This is a genomic window from Bradyrhizobium sp. JYMT SZCCT0180 (assembly GCF_018130165.1).
Lineage (GTDB): Bacteria > Pseudomonadota > Alphaproteobacteria > Rhizobiales > Xanthobacteraceae > Bradyrhizobium.
This window is the reverse complement of the sequence record NZ_JAFCLZ010000013.1, coordinates 26515-41003: the sequence shown is the minus strand read 5'-3', so window position 1 is coordinate 41003 and position 14489 is coordinate 26515. Positions and strand designations below refer to the sequence as shown.

The window sequence follows — 14489 nt, the reverse complement described above, 5'->3', positions numbered from 1 at the left end:
CTACTGATCCTTTTTGATACGAACGTGTTGCCCCGGCGTGAGGCTGTGGATTCCGGCGGTCACGATGCGCGCACCGGGCGCAAGCCCGCTGGCGACGCGGGCATCTGCGGGGTCCCCGGCGAGATCAACCTTGTGCAGCGACACGGTGCTCTCACGCTGATCGACGACCCAGACGAAATTCGCGCCATCCTTGGCGAGCACCGCTGAGGCGGGGACGCGCAATGTCGGACTTTGCTCTTTGCCGAGCTTCGCCGTAACGGTCGTGCCCAAGCGGAAGCTTTCAGGGGGATTGTTCAGGGCGATGCGGACTCGCCGCAGGCGCGTCGCCGGGTCCGCCTGCGGGGCGATCTCGCGAACCTTGCCTTCGACCTGCACGGCGGGGAGCAGCTGCAAGCCGACTGTGAATGGCAAGTCAATTTCAAGCGGCACCGGGAAATCCTCCCCGATATCGACCACCGCCTCCCTGATGTCCGGCCTCGCAACTGTCACGACATTTTGGCCTGGAGAGACCACCTGTCCGACTTCTGCGCCTACCGCGGTGACGACGCCGGCGAAATCGGCCTTGATCTGTGCATAGCTCCGTTGCTCGATCGCCTTGATCAAGTTCGCCTGTGCGTGCGCCACCGACGCGGCGGCGCCGGCCCGCGCCTGCTCGGCATTGTCCAGTGTCTGCTTTGTGGTGGCGTCGGTGGTGATGAGGGTCCGCTGCCGCTGCTCCGTCGCCGTTACGGTCGCCAGCTGCGCCTCGGCCTTCGTAAGCTCCGCCTTGGCCGAGCGTACCGCAAGCTCAAGAGCCGTGGGATCGATGATACCGACAGTTTGTCCTTCGCTGACGAGGTCACCAACGGAGACGGGACGCCCGGTCAGACGTCCCAGGACGCGGAACGCGAGATTGGTCTTGTACTGCGGCTCAACAACGCCCACGGCGACCATGCCGTCCGTGCGGCTCGGCTCAAGGACCATCGACAGCACGGGTCGCACAGGCTCGGGCGCTTTCGCGTCCTGCTGACATCCGGCCAGCACCAGCGCCGATACGAACGTGCCGGCTGCAATCATGGCTCGCTTCTTCATGACCGATCTCCCTCATATGTCACGGCCTGGCCAACGCTCAGCAGCTTGCTGCCATCGATCACGACACGTTCGCCCGGCTCGAGGCCCGCCTTGATCAGCACTTCACGGGCTTCATAACCGCCGATCGTCACCGGCTTGAGAGCAGCCGTTTTGGTCGCCGGATCGACGGTCCAAACCGCGGGCTTCGATCCCGCCGCCGCCAATGCACTCCAGGGCAATGCGATCTGCTGCTGGGCTTTCGCTTTGACGGTTCCTGCGACGGCGCTTCCAAGCGTCAACGCGGCCGATGGATCATGGATGGCAACCTTGACGCGGATGGTTGCGCTCTTCGCGTCAATCGCGGGCGAGACTTCCCTGACATGCCCGCTCGCCGTCACGCCTGTGTCGGAGACAAGCGCCAGCGATACGCGGCTGTCATCGAGATCGCCAAACAAAAGGGATTCGTAGATGTCAAACACGGCATCGCGTTCCCCGTCCTGCGCCAGGGAGAAAACCGGCTGCGCGGCCTGTACCACCTGGCCGACTTCCAGATTGCGAGCGGTGACCACACCTGCCGCTTCTGCGCGCAACGCCGTGTAGCCAAGGGCGTCTTTCGACGTCCCCAACCCCGCTTTTGCTGCTTCAAGCGCACCTTCTGCGGTCCGCAGGCCTTCCTGCGCCTGATCGTAAACCGTCCGCGTGGTGAAACCGCTTGCGATCAGCGCCTTCTGCCGTTCGAAGGTTACCTTGGCCACGCGCAGCTGAGATTCTGCGGCCAGCACCGCCGCGGTCGCGGCATCGACGTCGGCCTGCTGCTCCGCTGGATCGAGCAGAGCCAGGACTGCGCCAGCCTCGACGTGGGCGCCAACATCGACATAGCGCACGAGCACACGTCCACTGACGCGGAACGAGAGATCCGCGCGAAACCGGGCCTGGATTTCGCCGGTCAGGGTAACGGAGGCTTGCCGGTCACGCGGCTGCACGATCTCCGTGCGCACGATCGCCGCGCGCGCGACGGGAGCGGTGGCAGGATCGTTGCAGCCACTCAACGCGATGGCGACAAGCGCGGCCGCCAGGATGCCGGGACCCCTCAACTTGCATTTGCGGGCAGTTTCAACGACTTCAGTTTGGTTCGTAGTATGTTTCATGACACGTCCATGCGCTGACCAGATGACAACAACGCGCCCAACGGATCCGCTGGACCGGCAGAGATTGGCTGGGCTCCGCGAGCCGGAATTGGAGCCGGTCGTGTTGCAACGGGGCTGCTGTCCCGATCCGGGGAGCTCGCTCCTGTGCAAACCGCCGAGGCATCGGATAGGTTGGCTCTTAGCCGGCGAGGCGACCGTATGATGCGACGCTCCGCGATCGCACTATTCGCCTGCCGCTCGCGCGCCGACAGAGGAAACGATAGAACGACGGATGTGAATTCATCGCCGGAGCCGTGCTCGACTCGGCCACCGAGGTCCTTGGCAAGATCATTGCTGATCCGAAGGCCGCGGCCCGCAGCGCCCCGTGCCGCCCGCGACCCATTGTCCAGAACGACGCAATTCACCAGCGCTCCGGTCCGTGTCAATTTGACCCTGATCTCTCCGCTCCGCGCGTCGAAGCACGCATGCTTCGCGGCATTGGTTACGAGCCCGTGAACAATCAATCCGAGCCGCCGGCATCGCTCCGGTTCGAGCGGAAGAGATTCGGTTGCAAATGCCAGCCGGATATTCATTCGATCCAGCAACGAACGGCGCATGGCGCTGCCCATCATGCGGATGTATGTCGCGGCGTCGATCAGCGCCTTGCCCTTGGGCATTGCGAGCGCCTGCTGCACATCGGCATGACCATGCAACAGTTCGACCACGTCGCTTAAGGCGCGCTTGGCCTCCGCCCCCTCAACCCGAACCGCCGCGGCCGAGACTAGGTTGATCGCCGAGGCGAGCCCACTATCGATCCGGTGATTCAATTCACGCAGCAGAATGCCCTGCTCCACGATTGGCGAATCCGACCTGCACACAGTCACGACGATCTCCTCAGGTTGCTCGGACGATGGGCGGCCGAGGGCGCATGTGGCGGCTGGCCGGTCATCCGGATGAGCTTCGCAGGCCCGGCAATCAAAGCCGTCTGCGGTGGCTCTAACTACACTAAACCGTATATTTTCTTTTCCTTGCATTTTCTTTCCGTGCATGTCAAGCGGGATCTACAAAATCGTAATTAGGAGATCGTGATGGCGAAGAACAAAAGCCCGAAACGCGGCAGGCCGCCCAAGGACCTTGCCGGCGACGTGCAAGAGCGAATTCTCGATGCAGCCCAGCAGCTCTTTCTCGAGAAAGGTTTTCGGAGTGCCAGCATCGACGACATCTCCGAGTTGGCCCCTGCAAGCAAGCCGACCATCTATGCGCATTTCCCCGGCAAGGAGGCGCTGTTCGTCGCGGTGGTGGCCCGAACCATCAATGGATTGACAGATTTCGAGGGGTTCACGCCGGCAGGCCGCACCATCCAGGAAAAACTCACCAACCTCGGCATCGAGATCGTGGAGAGATTCGTCGAGGACACGTTGGACCTCACGCGCGCGACGATCGCCGAGGCACGGCGATTTCCCGAGTTAAGCCGAAATGTTCACGACGCGGCGCGCGACCGCGCGGCTGGGGCAGTATCGCAACTCTTGAACGAGGCAACGCAGAGGATCGCGCGCTCACCTAAAGGACCTTTCAGCGCAAAGCGGAGCGTAGCGACCGCCCAGATGTTCATGGATCTCATCCTGCTTCCAATGCTTATGAGATCTCTGATGGGTGAGGACCTGAAGGATCTCAAAAAAGAGCTGCCGACGTTCCTGCACGAAAGGGTCAATTTCTTTCTTGCGGCTTGCGAGGCAGACTGGAGGCCGTGAATCAGCCACCCCGCTCGCTATCCTTGCGCCACGGCCTGGGGACTTAAGTCGGCGGCCAGGTCGATCGACTGAACCCACGGTACGAGATGCAGGGCGCTTGCGCAGAAATCCATCATCTCGTCAAACGCGGGCCGAACGGTAGCCGGCTTGATCCGCGACGGATTGAGATATCCGTCCATTGCTTCAAGCAGGCAACACGTCATCGCCATCGGACTTCCCGGTCGCAGTTCGCCGCTCGCCTGTCCGCCGACAATGATCGTGCGCACAAGCCCCCGGACCCGGTCTGCGTAAGACTGGGCGACTGCCCAGTTCCCGCGTACCGCCGCAGCGACCAATTCGTGCAGTTTGCTGTCGTTTTCCAGCCGATGCTCGTGCAACTGCGAGATTGCGCTCAAAGCGGCCGTTAGACGCTCCAGGGCCGAGCCGCTCAAGAGAGCTGCAAGCGTTGCGGCCGCCGAGACCTGTTCGAACAAATCCGCTACGACCGCCTCTTCGATCGCCTGCTTTGAAGCGAAGAAGCGGTAGACGTTGGCGGGCGACATCGACGCGCCACGAGCGATATCGGCGACGGTAGTCTTCCTGAACCCCATTTTGCGGTGCAATCGGATCGCCGCTTGTACGATCCGTTGACGAATGCACGGCGATCCGGCCTGAGGTATGTGTTCCTGCATCGCTTGGGACCTCAGTGAGATGGGATCGAATGCAATTCACGTCGGCAGGCTTCCCCGAAACCACGCAAGGGATCCATTTCCTCCAGGAACTCAGGCAGATCGCCAAATTCGCGGTTCGGTGACAGGTAGGTTTCGATAATCACGCGACCTGCCCGCTCCGCGGCTTGAACCACTTGATCACTGGACAGAATCCTCATCCGCCCTATGAGCGCATACAGATTGACCAGTTGCGGAATCTCGGATTTGTCGCTGATGAGCGCGTCGGCGTAGACTCGGGAGGCCTCCTCGATGAAGCTTCGATAGAGCCGCTCACGCTTGGAAATCGACCGGGAATAGTGGCGCTCGCGAAGCCTGCGGCGCCGAGTCACCCATCCAGTTACGATCGTGGAGATCGCTCCGAAGGCCGAGCCTCCGAACGCGGCGAAGGCGGGAGCATAATAAATCGTGTTCATGCGATCATTCCTCATCTCTCGCGCCGCGGTACCGGGGCGATCCTATTGTCCTGACCGAAGCAGCTTCCGCAGCGTGATCGAAGATGGCTCTGCAAGCATCACTCAGGTCCGATTTTCTTTGCCTGAGACAGGCCTCCACATTCGTGGCGTCGGGGATGTAGCTAAGGCACAGCCGGAAGGCGTCAGGCGCGCATGCGGCCCTCTGCTCGGCAGTGCCGCGGTTCTCCTGCGCAATGGCAGTCCCATTGCCGAACATAGCCGCGAGCATGACGACTAATGTGTACTTGAACATACAGTATCCTTTCTTCTGCTGGGCATCGCGCTTTCGAACGGGAACGCAGCGTCACGCTCCGATTCCCGCCCGTCGAACTGCCTAAACACGAGCTTGTGAGTCTTCGCTCTCGACACACCCCGCGGTTCGGGATGTATATGAACTATACGGTATAGTTTATTTCGGAGATCGAGAATGTCAACGCTTTTGTGGTCGCTCGCAAAGGAAAATCCGTGGCCGGGGCTTGCGCTCACATCCCTGAACCTGGTCGTGGCCCTGTCTCTCGTGGGCCTGAGTTTGCTGCTGGGCGTTGCGATTTCCTTGCTCGCCGGGCTGCGCGCGTTCGTCGATCGAGACGCGGTGCCGATCAAGCGGCAAGCCCAGCGACGGAGGGCCACTTCATGACGCCAACCCTCCTCCTCTTTCGCGATTGCATCATCTGTTCGGTCAACGTCTGGCTCATTCCCGTTGAATGCGCATTCAACATAATTGAGTCGGAGCTCGCGCGAAGAGGCGTCCAGCTATACCCGGCCGAACAGCGCACTGTGTGCGCCACCTGATGGCGCATTCGCGATTGACCAGAATCCATGAACTACAGTCCATGCGATTGGCTGGACAAGCGCCGCCATCCCGACGCCAAGCTCCATTTGAAATCGAAACGGAAGAAACACATGCCATCCACATCAAGCCGAACAGCCGGCGAGCGGTCCTGGATCGCATCGAAGGGACTTCAGCGCGGGAGCCGGGCGCTGTGAGCAGAACATCCGTGTCAATGCGTACCCGCGGCTGCTCAGTCGATGCTCAAAGTCCCGTGCGGGGTTACTTTCTGTGGGTCGGCGGAGCGCTGCTCGTGCTGCTCTTTGCAGCCGATTCGCTGTTGCCCGCGCCCCTGCCAAGCAAGCTCATCGAATCGCCTTCTACCCTGCCGCCAATCCGGATCACGTCCGAGCTGAAGGGACCGGAAAAAGTTGTCATCGATACCAGCCAGCCCAATTTCCTGCCTACGCCCCTGGACAAAGAGATTGCCGCAGCCCCCTCACCGCCGCTCGGCTCTGATGTGGCCGATGCTGCACGACATCCGCCCCCGTCATTGTCCGAGCGAGCAGACGCGAGTGACGGGAGCCCCGCGATCTCGACCCGTGTCCGTGAAACGTTGGCGCAGTTAAGTCCGGTAGTTTCCGATCACGCCGGCTTCAGCAGCAAGCGAGTCGGGCTTGCCTCGGAACCACAGCGCAATTTCCCTCAGACTCGGTCCGAGAAGCGGCGGCGATCTGCTCGGCATCGGAGTTTCGATACACACCAGTAAAGCCACCGGTCAATCTTGACCAAGTGTCACAGGATCTACCTCATGTCCAAGAAGCGATTATTAGCGATTATCGTCTGGTTCGTCACGCTTGCTGCTACGGGCGCGATAGCCGATGTCACCCATACAACTTTGGACGCCGCAAATCGAGGCGCCGCCGAGCAGCGCGATGCCGAGGAGGCAGTGACCCGCCGCTTGCTCGATCAACTTCGCAACATAAAAATACCACTCAGTCAGGCGGTAGTGATCGCCGAGCATTTACATGACGGTTCAAGGACCGCCGACATTAGCTTGGAGATATCCGGTCCGCCCGTTTATCGAGTGCGGACGGTAAAAAATGAGCGAATCTGGGAGAACGTCATAGATGCGAACACCGGAAGCGTTACAGAAAAGGAAATTTCGTCATCGCTGAGGGAGCTCGACCACGAGGATCAGGGCAACATCATTGCCCTGAAGTCAGTTGAGCTAGAGCTGTCGGACGCCGTACGTATAGCCGAGAAAGCTGCAGAGGGAAGCGCGCTCGCTGGAGGTTTGAAGAAGCAGGATGGCAAAACCAACTTTGTGGTCGTCGTTGCCAGTGGTGATCGCTTGAAGGAGGTCATGCTCGAGCCGCCCAAAGTGGAACGACAGGGGTCAGCTCGCCACTAACCTCGGATGTGCCCATCCGCCGAGACCACGAGCGCTCCCGAGAACGGACATCGCGATCGCGCCTAAAGGGCTGGACCTCGCGGACTGAGGGTCTGACCCGTCGTGAATAGCCAAAGGAAACATTCGAAAAAAAGAACCGACAGCGATACGCTGTCGGCTCAAGTAACCCGTCGGCGTTGCAGCCACTCAATGGCGCAAACTCCGGAGCGTCTCGGGAGGGGAGGCGCTTTGCGGGTTTCGTGTCGAGGCCAGCGCCGATCGGCGAAACAGCGCGAGTGAGTTCGACACGATAGTCGTAGCGGAGCCACAGTCTCCTTTCTTGTACGGAGTTGTCGCAAATGTCGTCCTGCATCCCGTCCATCCAGGGCACTCGTGCGAGCCAGCCAACCGGTCCGCGGATGACATTGGGACAAGCGCATCCCGAAAGGCGCAACAGTATACGCGAGATCGACTCGCGAAACTCATACATCTCTTCGGGAACGTAACTAATTGAATGCTGCACATGACCAGGCTGGCAACCCTTGTCGCTTCGTTGATAATCGGCGCTGCCTCTATGCCCGCCCTCGCCACGCAGTGCACTTCGCCGGGTGAGATCGCGGCGTCGCGGACGCGTCGGCAAGACATACGTCAACAGCTTTTCAATGCGACGGATCACGAGATGGCGTGCCGCGCATTTGCCGCAGCATTCGTGGAATTAGTGATGGCACGTCGAGTGGCCGCCACTTGCGTTCAGGAAGCCAACCGCGATTCAGACATCAATGCGCTCGACGCCGAAATCAATGCGGTCAACGATTTAATTGCCGTCAAGTGTCGCGGTTGATGTGCAAACTAATTTCAGCAGTGGAGCCAGCGGTAGTCGCGCGGCGACATTCCGACATGCTGACGAAATCGCCTGGCGCAATGGCTTTGATCCACAAACCCTGCTGCAAGGGCGATTTCTGACAATGGCATGTCGGTTTTGGATAACAATCTCATGGCGAGTTCCACGCGCCGACGCATTAGATACTCGTGCGGGGTGACATTCATGGAGCACTTGAATGCTCTAACAAAGTAGCAAACCGAAAGATTCGCGAGCTTCGCCAGCAGTTCCACGCGGATGCGTTGTCCAATGTGGTCATCGATATATTCGCGTATCCTGCGGACCGTTCTTGGAGACAATCCCCCGCGCGCACGGCCGCTTGGGACGATCGTGCCACCCTCCGCGGCGCTACCACCGTGCGGGACGCAGGGCGCAACTGAACCAATTTGTTGATCGAAGGCAAATCGGCGAAGCGGCCGCAATGAACTTTCGCCGGCCCCTTCGTCCAACATCGGCATTTTGACGCGCCTTCTGGTCTGATTGGCTGTCGTTGCGCTGGCGCGAAGCTCACCGGCTCAAAAGACGCGGCCTCGCAATCTTGAGCGCAATTGTATTCACGACGGCCACGCGCACAACTAAGCCAAAGCAGCAGCGGCTCATGCGTTGGATTGTCAGTTTCCAAACGACATGCGGGAGAGAGGACGCCTCATGAATTCTGCTCAGGCGGCGCGCTGGATCGCACCGCCGAACCGAGGCATCGTTCGAGATGGTCGTCGTCCACTGGTTTGCACAGATAGCAGAAGACCCCATCCTTCAAAGCCCGCTCCCGGACGATCTCATCCGGATAGGCCGTCACCAGAATTGTCGGGATCTTGTGCCCCGCATTCTTCAGATGCCTGTGGAGTTCAGGTCCAGTCATTCCGGGCATGTTGACGTCGGCGACCAGGCAGGCCACCTCGACCACAAGAGGCGACGCCAGAAAACTCGCTGCCGACGGGAACGCTTCCACAGAGTAGCCGAGCAAGTTTATCAGCTTCTGCATGGATTCGCGGAACGGCTGATTATCCTCGACGATCGCGACTAGCTTGTTTTTCCGTTTCGGCATTGCGGCTTCCAGGCAATTAGCCCGCGGCACACTCGGTGCCCGCATACAACTCGCAGTTTCCACTCGGACTCGCGACAAAGCAATGCCGCCGCTCCTAAGCCATGGCTTATGCCACCGCTGTTCGCTTGAGATGAGAAGAGGCTGTTCTTGCCGACCGATTGTCAGTAAGATGCGGCAGGGTCAAGGACGTGACCCTTCAACTCGGGGTGCTGAGTGGACGCGAACCCCAGTGTCTTGATCATCGATGATGACGCCGAGTTTCGCGACTCGGTGAGGCGGCTGCTGCGATCAGTTGGACTGGAAAGTCGGCAATTTTCGTGTGTCTCTGAATATTTGAGCGCCGATCCTGCTCCGGACGGTCCAACCTGCCTGGTGGTGGACGTGAGAATGCCAGGGCGAAGTGGCCTCGATCTCCAATGTGAGCTTTCCGCGGCGCGCAGAAACCTTCCAATGATCTTCATCACTGCGCACGGCGACATTCCGATGAGTGTGCGGGCGATGAAGAGAGGCGCCATCGAGTTCCTGACAAAACCGTTCCGCGATCAGGAGCTCCTCGATGCGATCATGACCGGGCTCGCGCGCGATCGTGCCCGCCGGGAGAACGACAAGGCCTTGGAAGCACTCAGGGAACGCTTCGACACGCTCAGCCCACGCGAGCGCGAGATCATGATCCAGGCCACCGCCGGGCGCCTCAACAAACAGATTGCGAACGACGTCGGCATCGCTGAATCGACGGTGAAGGTGCATCGGTCCAACCTCATGCGGAAGATGAAAGCACGTTCTCTTCCCGAGCTCAGCCGAATGGTAGATGCGCTGGGACTAACTCCGGAAGGGTCGCAGCGCCCCTGACCTGAGCGACCCACCAATTTCGGTGATATATCCAAGATTGCCGCCGTTTCAAACCGCTTTTGCTTTCCCACGCCGCGCGTCATCGCGAAAGCATGTCAATGTGAAGGTCCCCTCGCCTTTATCCTAAGCCTCAGCTTACTTTTCCCCAACGACCGGTTAATCCGACGGCACTGCCAGACAATGGACGAGTGCGCCCCGAGCCGCGATGCTCGTTGCGCATTTATCTCACCAATGGTGCTGCGAAATGTTGATCTGGCTAACGTTAGGGTGCGAATTCGGTGCTTCGCTGATCCTGGCTTGCGTCAACACAGTTGTCGCCCTGGCGCTGATAGCTCTCAGCCTGTCTCTCGCGATCGCGGTTTCTCTGCTGGCAAATTGCGCCTCGCTACAGGCAAAAGCTCGCCCCTCCTCGACGTTGGGCGCGAGGTGTACGAGTGACCCAAACTAGAAGGAGCAATCCGACCATGACGTGCAGATACAGATGTGCCTCTCTCTTGGTGATGGCTACGCTCTCTTCCTCTTGCGTCACAAGCGTAGTCGCGCAAGAGAACCGAGGGACGCTCGAGCAGCAGACGGCATGTGCGCCCGATGCCTTCCGGCTCTGCAGCAGCTACATTCCCGATCCGACCGAAGTTGCAAGCTGCCTACGGCAGAGGAGCACAGAACTGAGCGGTGCATGCCGGTCGGTTTTCGACCAAGCTGCCAAAACGGTTGATCCGTCTAGATTGAACCGATCGGTCCGCGAGTACTGACCGGGGCGAACTTCGCGCAATCTGCGGCCACCGCGCGTTCGGAACTGTCACTGGCGTCGAGGATAAGCCAAGGCTTAGCCCGCTCATCCTCCGTCTTGGTGGATATCTCCGGACAATTGAGCGGAGCGGTTGAGCGGACTAGTGTCGCAGTCAGTCAGACGGACTCAGTTGCGCGGCTGATCTGGACAGGAACGATGGATCGGAGCGCACGCGCTCGATAGCTGCCATGCCGTGAAACGTTTTCGACGGACAAAGGCCGACTCCAACTCGGGGGCTGCATATGAGAGTCAAGCTCTGCGCCCGGTGCCCCTATACGCCGCGAGATCTGGCAGATTACTACGACGCAAAGTCCAGCTCTCATCTGTGCTTTCGGTGCGATGGTAAAAGAGCAGTACCAGAACTCACCATTGAGCCAACCCATCTCCCGACTGACACGGTCTATTGCTTCACATTGGGAGGCGGCACATGAAATTCATCCTGGTGAATGGCAGAACTCCCATCCGGATAACGTTCTGCCTGCAATGCTGCGAAAAGATCAATGGCAACTATGTCCGCGAAATCAGGTTTCGCCTACCTTACTGCGATTATCAATGCTACGCACGCCACTGTGATTTTGAAACGCGGGTGGCAAGCTTGGGCAATAGAGGCTTCGTGATGGCTCATGGAGCACAATAAGAAGCTCGATGATCGACGATACCGGGGAGGCGAGTCGGGACGGCGCCCGCACGGATAACGGTCCGGGAACCTTCCGCGGAGAGCGCCAATAGTATAACGTCGTTGCTTACTGTTTGCGCGGATTTAGGCGGCTTTTGGCTCGCCAAGCGAAAGTGCCGGGATCTCAGAGATCGGCAGGATTGGGCCATTTGTCCGCGCCCCGCAGTCTGGGCGTGCTTGGATGGAGATTACGCATAAGCGGAGATCCCGCCGATTGCCGGCCGTTGCCGCCCAGTTCCTGTTGGGTATCACCGGCCTGGTATTCATCACCTTCGTCTGTTTTCAGGTTGGCTTTGGTCTTGCCAGGACGGGCTTTGCTTTTGTCATCCTGATCGCGCTGGTTTCGCTGCTTGGCAGCCTTAGCGCATCGGTCGCTCTATCGATCGTCGCCGCAGCGTGCCTGAACCACTTCTTCGCGCCGCCATTGTTCGAGCTTCGCATTGATGCTCAGGACGACATTGAAAGGATCGCGGTGTTCTTGACGACGTCGCTGGTCGTAAGCGCGCTGACGAGCAGGCTTAAGCGCTCGGAGAATGAGCTACGTGAAAATCAATCCAAGTTGGAAACGGCACAGCGGATCGCGCATTTTGGATGGTGGGAGCGCGATTTCACGACCAAGCATGTGTCTCTTTCAGACGAGGTTTCCCGGATTTTCGGAGTGCAGCCGGTTGATCTGCCGGAGTGGCATGGACGATGGCTAGACTTAATTCACCCGGAAGACCGGGCGAGAACAGCCGAAGCCGCTGCGGCTGCGCTAAGCCCCGGCGGTCCACGTTACGACGTGGAATATAGGGTGGCGCGTCCTGACGGCACCCTGCGCGTGATCCACAGTCAAGGTGATGTCACGTGGGACGAATCCGGGCGGGCTCTTCGCCAGTTTGGCGTTCTGCACGATATCACGGAGCTGAAACAGACGGAGCGGGAGCTGCGCGCGAGCGAGGCGCGCTTCCGCACCTTGGTGGACCACGCATCCGATGCGTTCTTTCTCTACAATGAAGATGCGACGGTTCTCGATGTGAATCGCCAGGCGTGCGAAAGCTTGGGCTATCGCCGCGACGAACTGATCGGGAGGACCGCGTTCGACTATGGTCCGGATCTGACACCGGAGCTTCTGCTGCGCATCCGGGAGCGTCTGCGGGCGGGGAAAACTGTCACCTATGATGGTCGTCATCTTCGAAAGGATGGAACTGTGTTCCCCGTCGAGGTACGCATCCGGCCATTCTGGCACGAGGGCCAACTGCTGGCCGTTTCCCTAGACCGCGACATCACCACGCGCAAGCGGGCGGAAGACGAGCTGCGCGCGAGCGAGGAGCGTTTTCGTACCGTCGTTCATTATTCCTTCGAAGTATACTGGGAGACAGACACGCTGCATCGCTTCACCCGCGTGGAGTATGCTCCAGGGCTAGTTGAGGCGCCGGTGTCAGACTCGGAAATAGGCAAAAGGCCCTGGGAACTGCACAACTTCGAGGCTGACGCCGAAGCCTGGCGCAAGCACCGCGAAACCGTTGATGCTCACCTACCATTTCGAGACTTCGAGATTGCGCGACGCAGTCCCGACGGTAGTAAGAGGTACATGTCCGTTTCTGGGCTGCCCGTATTTGACGGGTCGGGATGTTTTGTCGGCTACCGCGGAGCGGGCCGCGACATCACCGAGCGCAAGAAGGCAGAAGAGGCACTCCGGCGCAGCGAAGCCTATTTGGCCGGAGCGCAGAAGCTGAGCCATAGTGGCGCTTTTGCTCACAACCTAAAAGAAAATCTCTATTGGTCGGAAGGACTTTACCGAATTTGGGGCTTTGATCCGTCGCGGGGAATGCCGAGCCGCGAAGCCTGCTTTCAACGAATTCATCCGGACGACCGCGACAGGGTTCGGCAAGTGGTCGACGAGGCCGTAAAGCAGAAACAAGATTATACGATCGAGTACAGAATTGTTCTCCCCGACGGAACGCTCAAGCATCTCCGATCGATCTGTCACCCCTCGTACTCTCCGGCTGGAGATCTGGTTGAGGTTGTCGGTACGGCCCTCGACGTGACGGAACGCAAACGGGCCCAAGAGGAGCATGAGCGGCTGCGCCAGCTGGAGGCAGATCTCGCGCATCTCAACCGGCTGAATGTCATGGGAGAGCTGACCGCCTCCCTGGCTCACGAGATTCTGCATCCGATTGCCACAGCGCGAAACAACGCTCGTTCGGGAATGCGCTTCCTGGAAATGAGCCCGCCAAATCTGGCCGAAGTCATGGAAGCGCTCGGCTGTGTTGTCAGGGACACCGATCGAGCCAAGGAAATCGTCGGCCGGGTTCGTGATCACATCAAGAAGGCGCCACCACGAATGGAGCTCTTCGACCTCAATGGGGCGATTGATGAAGTGCTCGTAATGGTGCGAAGCGCAATCGACGGAAATGAAGTCTCGGTCCGCACCTGCCTTAGAGAGCATCCGGCGCCCGTTCGAGGCGATCGCGTTCAATTGCAGCAGGTGGTCTTGAATTTGATCCTGAACGCCGTGGAAGCGATGAGCTCGGTTGAGGAAGGACGGCGAGAGTTATCGATTAGCACTAAGCTAGGCCAGACGAACGGCCTCCTCGTCGCAATTTGCGATTCGGGACCAGGAATTGATCCTGAACGTCTCGATGGGGTCTTCGCGCCATTCTACACGACAAAAACCAGCGGAATCGGAATGGGGCTCTCGATTTGTCGATCCATCATCGACGCCCATGGGGGCCGCTTGTGGGCAGAGGCCAATCGACCTCGGGGCGCAATATTCCAATTCACTTTGCCTGCCGGCGTGGAAGACTCATGATTCTCTTCACGCGGCCTTCCGAATTGGAGAACCGAACGAAGGCAGCGTTCGAGATGCGAAAATTGCCGAGTACCCAGCCCGACCGTGCCCGTATTCTCGCGTCTACCACTGGGCACGCAACGGGCACGATCGCGAGCTAGACCAGTTTCGATCGCATGATCCAGGCTACGGCTGGTCGACTCAACAAGCAGATCGCCCGGAGA

Annotated in this window: 13 protein-coding genes; 6 read left to right on the top strand and 7 right to left on the bottom strand. The window is 59.5% G+C overall.

Annotation, left to right across the window (positions count from 1 at the left end; all coding sequences use genetic code 11):
• From JQ641_RS19655 to JQ641_RS19645, 3 genes are read right to left on the bottom strand one after another with little or no spacing between them, the layout of a single operon-like run.
• Complete coding sequence (locus tag JQ641_RS19655; protein ID WP_211997631.1) at nt 1–1071, bottom strand: efflux RND transporter periplasmic adaptor subunit; 1071 nt, start codon at nt 1069–1071, stop codon at nt 1–3.
• Entirely contained in the window at nt 1068–2198 is a 1131-nt protein-coding gene (locus JQ641_RS19650; RefSeq protein WP_211997630.1) for an efflux RND transporter periplasmic adaptor subunit, read from the bottom strand. The genes JQ641_RS19655 and JQ641_RS19650 overlap by 4 nt, the downstream gene beginning before the upstream one ends.
• Nucleotides 2195–3031 (bottom strand): ATP-binding protein, encoded by an 837-nt coding sequence (locus tag JQ641_RS19645; protein ID WP_349628591.1) that lies wholly within the window; start codon nt 3029–3031, stop codon nt 2195–2197. The genes JQ641_RS19650 and JQ641_RS19645 overlap by 4 nt, the downstream gene beginning before the upstream one ends.
• Before the next feature lie 234 nt (nt 3032–3265).
• Here JQ641_RS19645 and JQ641_RS19640 point away from each other — a divergent pair, with 234 nt between their 5' ends.
• Nucleotides 3266–3928, top strand: coding sequence for a TetR/AcrR family transcriptional regulator (locus tag JQ641_RS19640; RefSeq protein ID WP_211997629.1), 663 nt, complete (start codon nt 3266–3268; stop codon nt 3926–3928).
• Between the two features lie 17 nt (nt 3929–3945).
• Here JQ641_RS19640 and JQ641_RS19635 read toward each other — a convergent pair whose 3' ends face one another.
• Both JQ641_RS19635 and JQ641_RS19630 read right to left on the bottom strand, forming a co-directional pair.
• Nucleotides 3946–4599, bottom strand: coding sequence for a TetR/AcrR family transcriptional regulator (locus JQ641_RS19635; RefSeq protein WP_211997628.1), 654 nt, complete (start codon nt 4597–4599; stop codon nt 3946–3948).
• An 11-nt stretch (nt 4600–4610) separates the two neighbouring features.
• Nucleotides 4611–5051 (bottom strand): hypothetical protein, encoded by a 441-nt coding sequence (locus JQ641_RS19630; protein ID WP_249150555.1) that lies wholly within the window; start codon nt 5049–5051, stop codon nt 4611–4613.
• Between the two features lie 466 nt (nt 5052–5517).
• Between JQ641_RS19630 and JQ641_RS19625 the strand changes: the two genes are divergently transcribed.
• From JQ641_RS19625 to JQ641_RS19615, 3 genes are all read left to right on the top strand, one after another.
• Complete coding sequence (locus tag JQ641_RS19625; RefSeq protein ID WP_211997626.1) at nt 5518–5727, top strand: hypothetical protein; 210 nt, start codon at nt 5518–5520, stop codon at nt 5725–5727.
• Nucleotides 5728–6670: 943 nt separating this feature from the next.
• Nucleotides 6671–7273, top strand: a complete 603-nt coding sequence (locus JQ641_RS19620) for a PepSY domain-containing protein (protein WP_211997625.1) — start codon at nt 6671–6673, stop codon at nt 7271–7273.
• A 502-nt stretch (nt 7274–7775) separates the two neighbouring features.
• On the top strand, nt 7776–8093 hold the full coding sequence (locus JQ641_RS19615) for a hypothetical protein (protein ID WP_211997624.1): 318 nt from the start codon (nt 7776–7778) through the stop codon (nt 8091–8093).
• Nucleotides 8094–8107: 14 nt separating this feature from the next.
• Here the strand turns inward: JQ641_RS19615 and JQ641_RS19610 are convergent, their stop codons facing one another.
• Nucleotides 8108–8590, bottom strand: coding sequence for a helix-turn-helix domain-containing protein (locus JQ641_RS19610; protein WP_211997623.1), 483 nt, complete (start codon nt 8588–8590; stop codon nt 8108–8110).
• A gap of 188 nt (nt 8591–8778) precedes the next feature.
• Nucleotides 8779–9177 (bottom strand): response regulator transcription factor, encoded by a 399-nt coding sequence (locus JQ641_RS19605; protein WP_211997622.1) that lies wholly within the window; start codon nt 9175–9177, stop codon nt 8779–8781.
• Between the two features lie 213 nt (nt 9178–9390).
• Between JQ641_RS19605 and JQ641_RS19600 the strand changes: the two genes are divergently transcribed.
• The gene (locus tag JQ641_RS19600) at nt 9391–10026 is read left to right on the top strand and encodes a response regulator transcription factor (RefSeq protein ID WP_211997621.1); all 636 of its coding nucleotides are present in this window, start codon (nt 9391–9393) and stop codon (nt 10024–10026) included.
• Nucleotides 10027–11706: 1680 nt separating this feature from the next.
• Entirely contained in the window at nt 11707–14286 is a 2580-nt protein-coding gene (locus tag JQ641_RS19595; protein ID WP_211997620.1) for a PAS domain S-box protein, read from the top strand.
• The last annotated feature ends 203 nt before the right edge of the window (nt 14287–14489 follow it).

Bases quoted from the DNA above. Each gene is read 5' to 3' on its own strand.
- JQ641_RS19635 (WP_211997628.1), bottom strand. From the start codon at position 4,599: ATGCAGGAACACATACCTCAGGCCGGATCGCCGTGCATTCGTCAACGG.
- JQ641_RS19605 (WP_211997622.1), bottom strand. From the start codon at position 9,177: ATGCCGAAACGGAAAAACAAGCTAGTCGCGATCGTCGAGGATAATCAG.
- JQ641_RS19625 (WP_211997626.1), top strand. From the start codon at position 5,518: ATGTCAACGCTTTTGTGGTCGCTCGCAAAGGAAAATCCGTGGCCGGGG.
- JQ641_RS19640 (WP_211997629.1), top strand. From the start codon at position 3,266: ATGGCGAAGAACAAAAGCCCGAAACGCGGCAGGCCGCCCAAGGACCTT.
- JQ641_RS19630 (WP_249150555.1), bottom strand. From the start codon at position 5,051: ATGAACACGATTTATTATGCTCCCGCCTTCGCCGCGTTCGGAGGCTCG.
- JQ641_RS19615 (WP_211997624.1), top strand. From the start codon at position 7,776: ATGACCAGGCTGGCAACCCTTGTCGCTTCGTTGATAATCGGCGCTGCC.
- JQ641_RS19620 (WP_211997625.1), top strand. From the start codon at position 6,671: ATGTCCAAGAAGCGATTATTAGCGATTATCGTCTGGTTCGTCACGCTT.
- JQ641_RS19650 (WP_211997630.1), bottom strand. From the start codon at position 2,198: ATGAAACATACTACGAACCAAACTGAAGTCGTTGAAACTGCCCGCAAA.
- JQ641_RS19610 (WP_211997623.1), bottom strand. From the start codon at position 8,590: ATGCCGATGTTGGACGAAGGGGCCGGCGAAAGTTCATTGCGGCCGCTT.
- JQ641_RS19655 (WP_211997631.1), bottom strand. From the start codon at position 1,071: ATGAAGAAGCGAGCCATGATTGCAGCCGGCACGTTCGTATCGGCGCTG.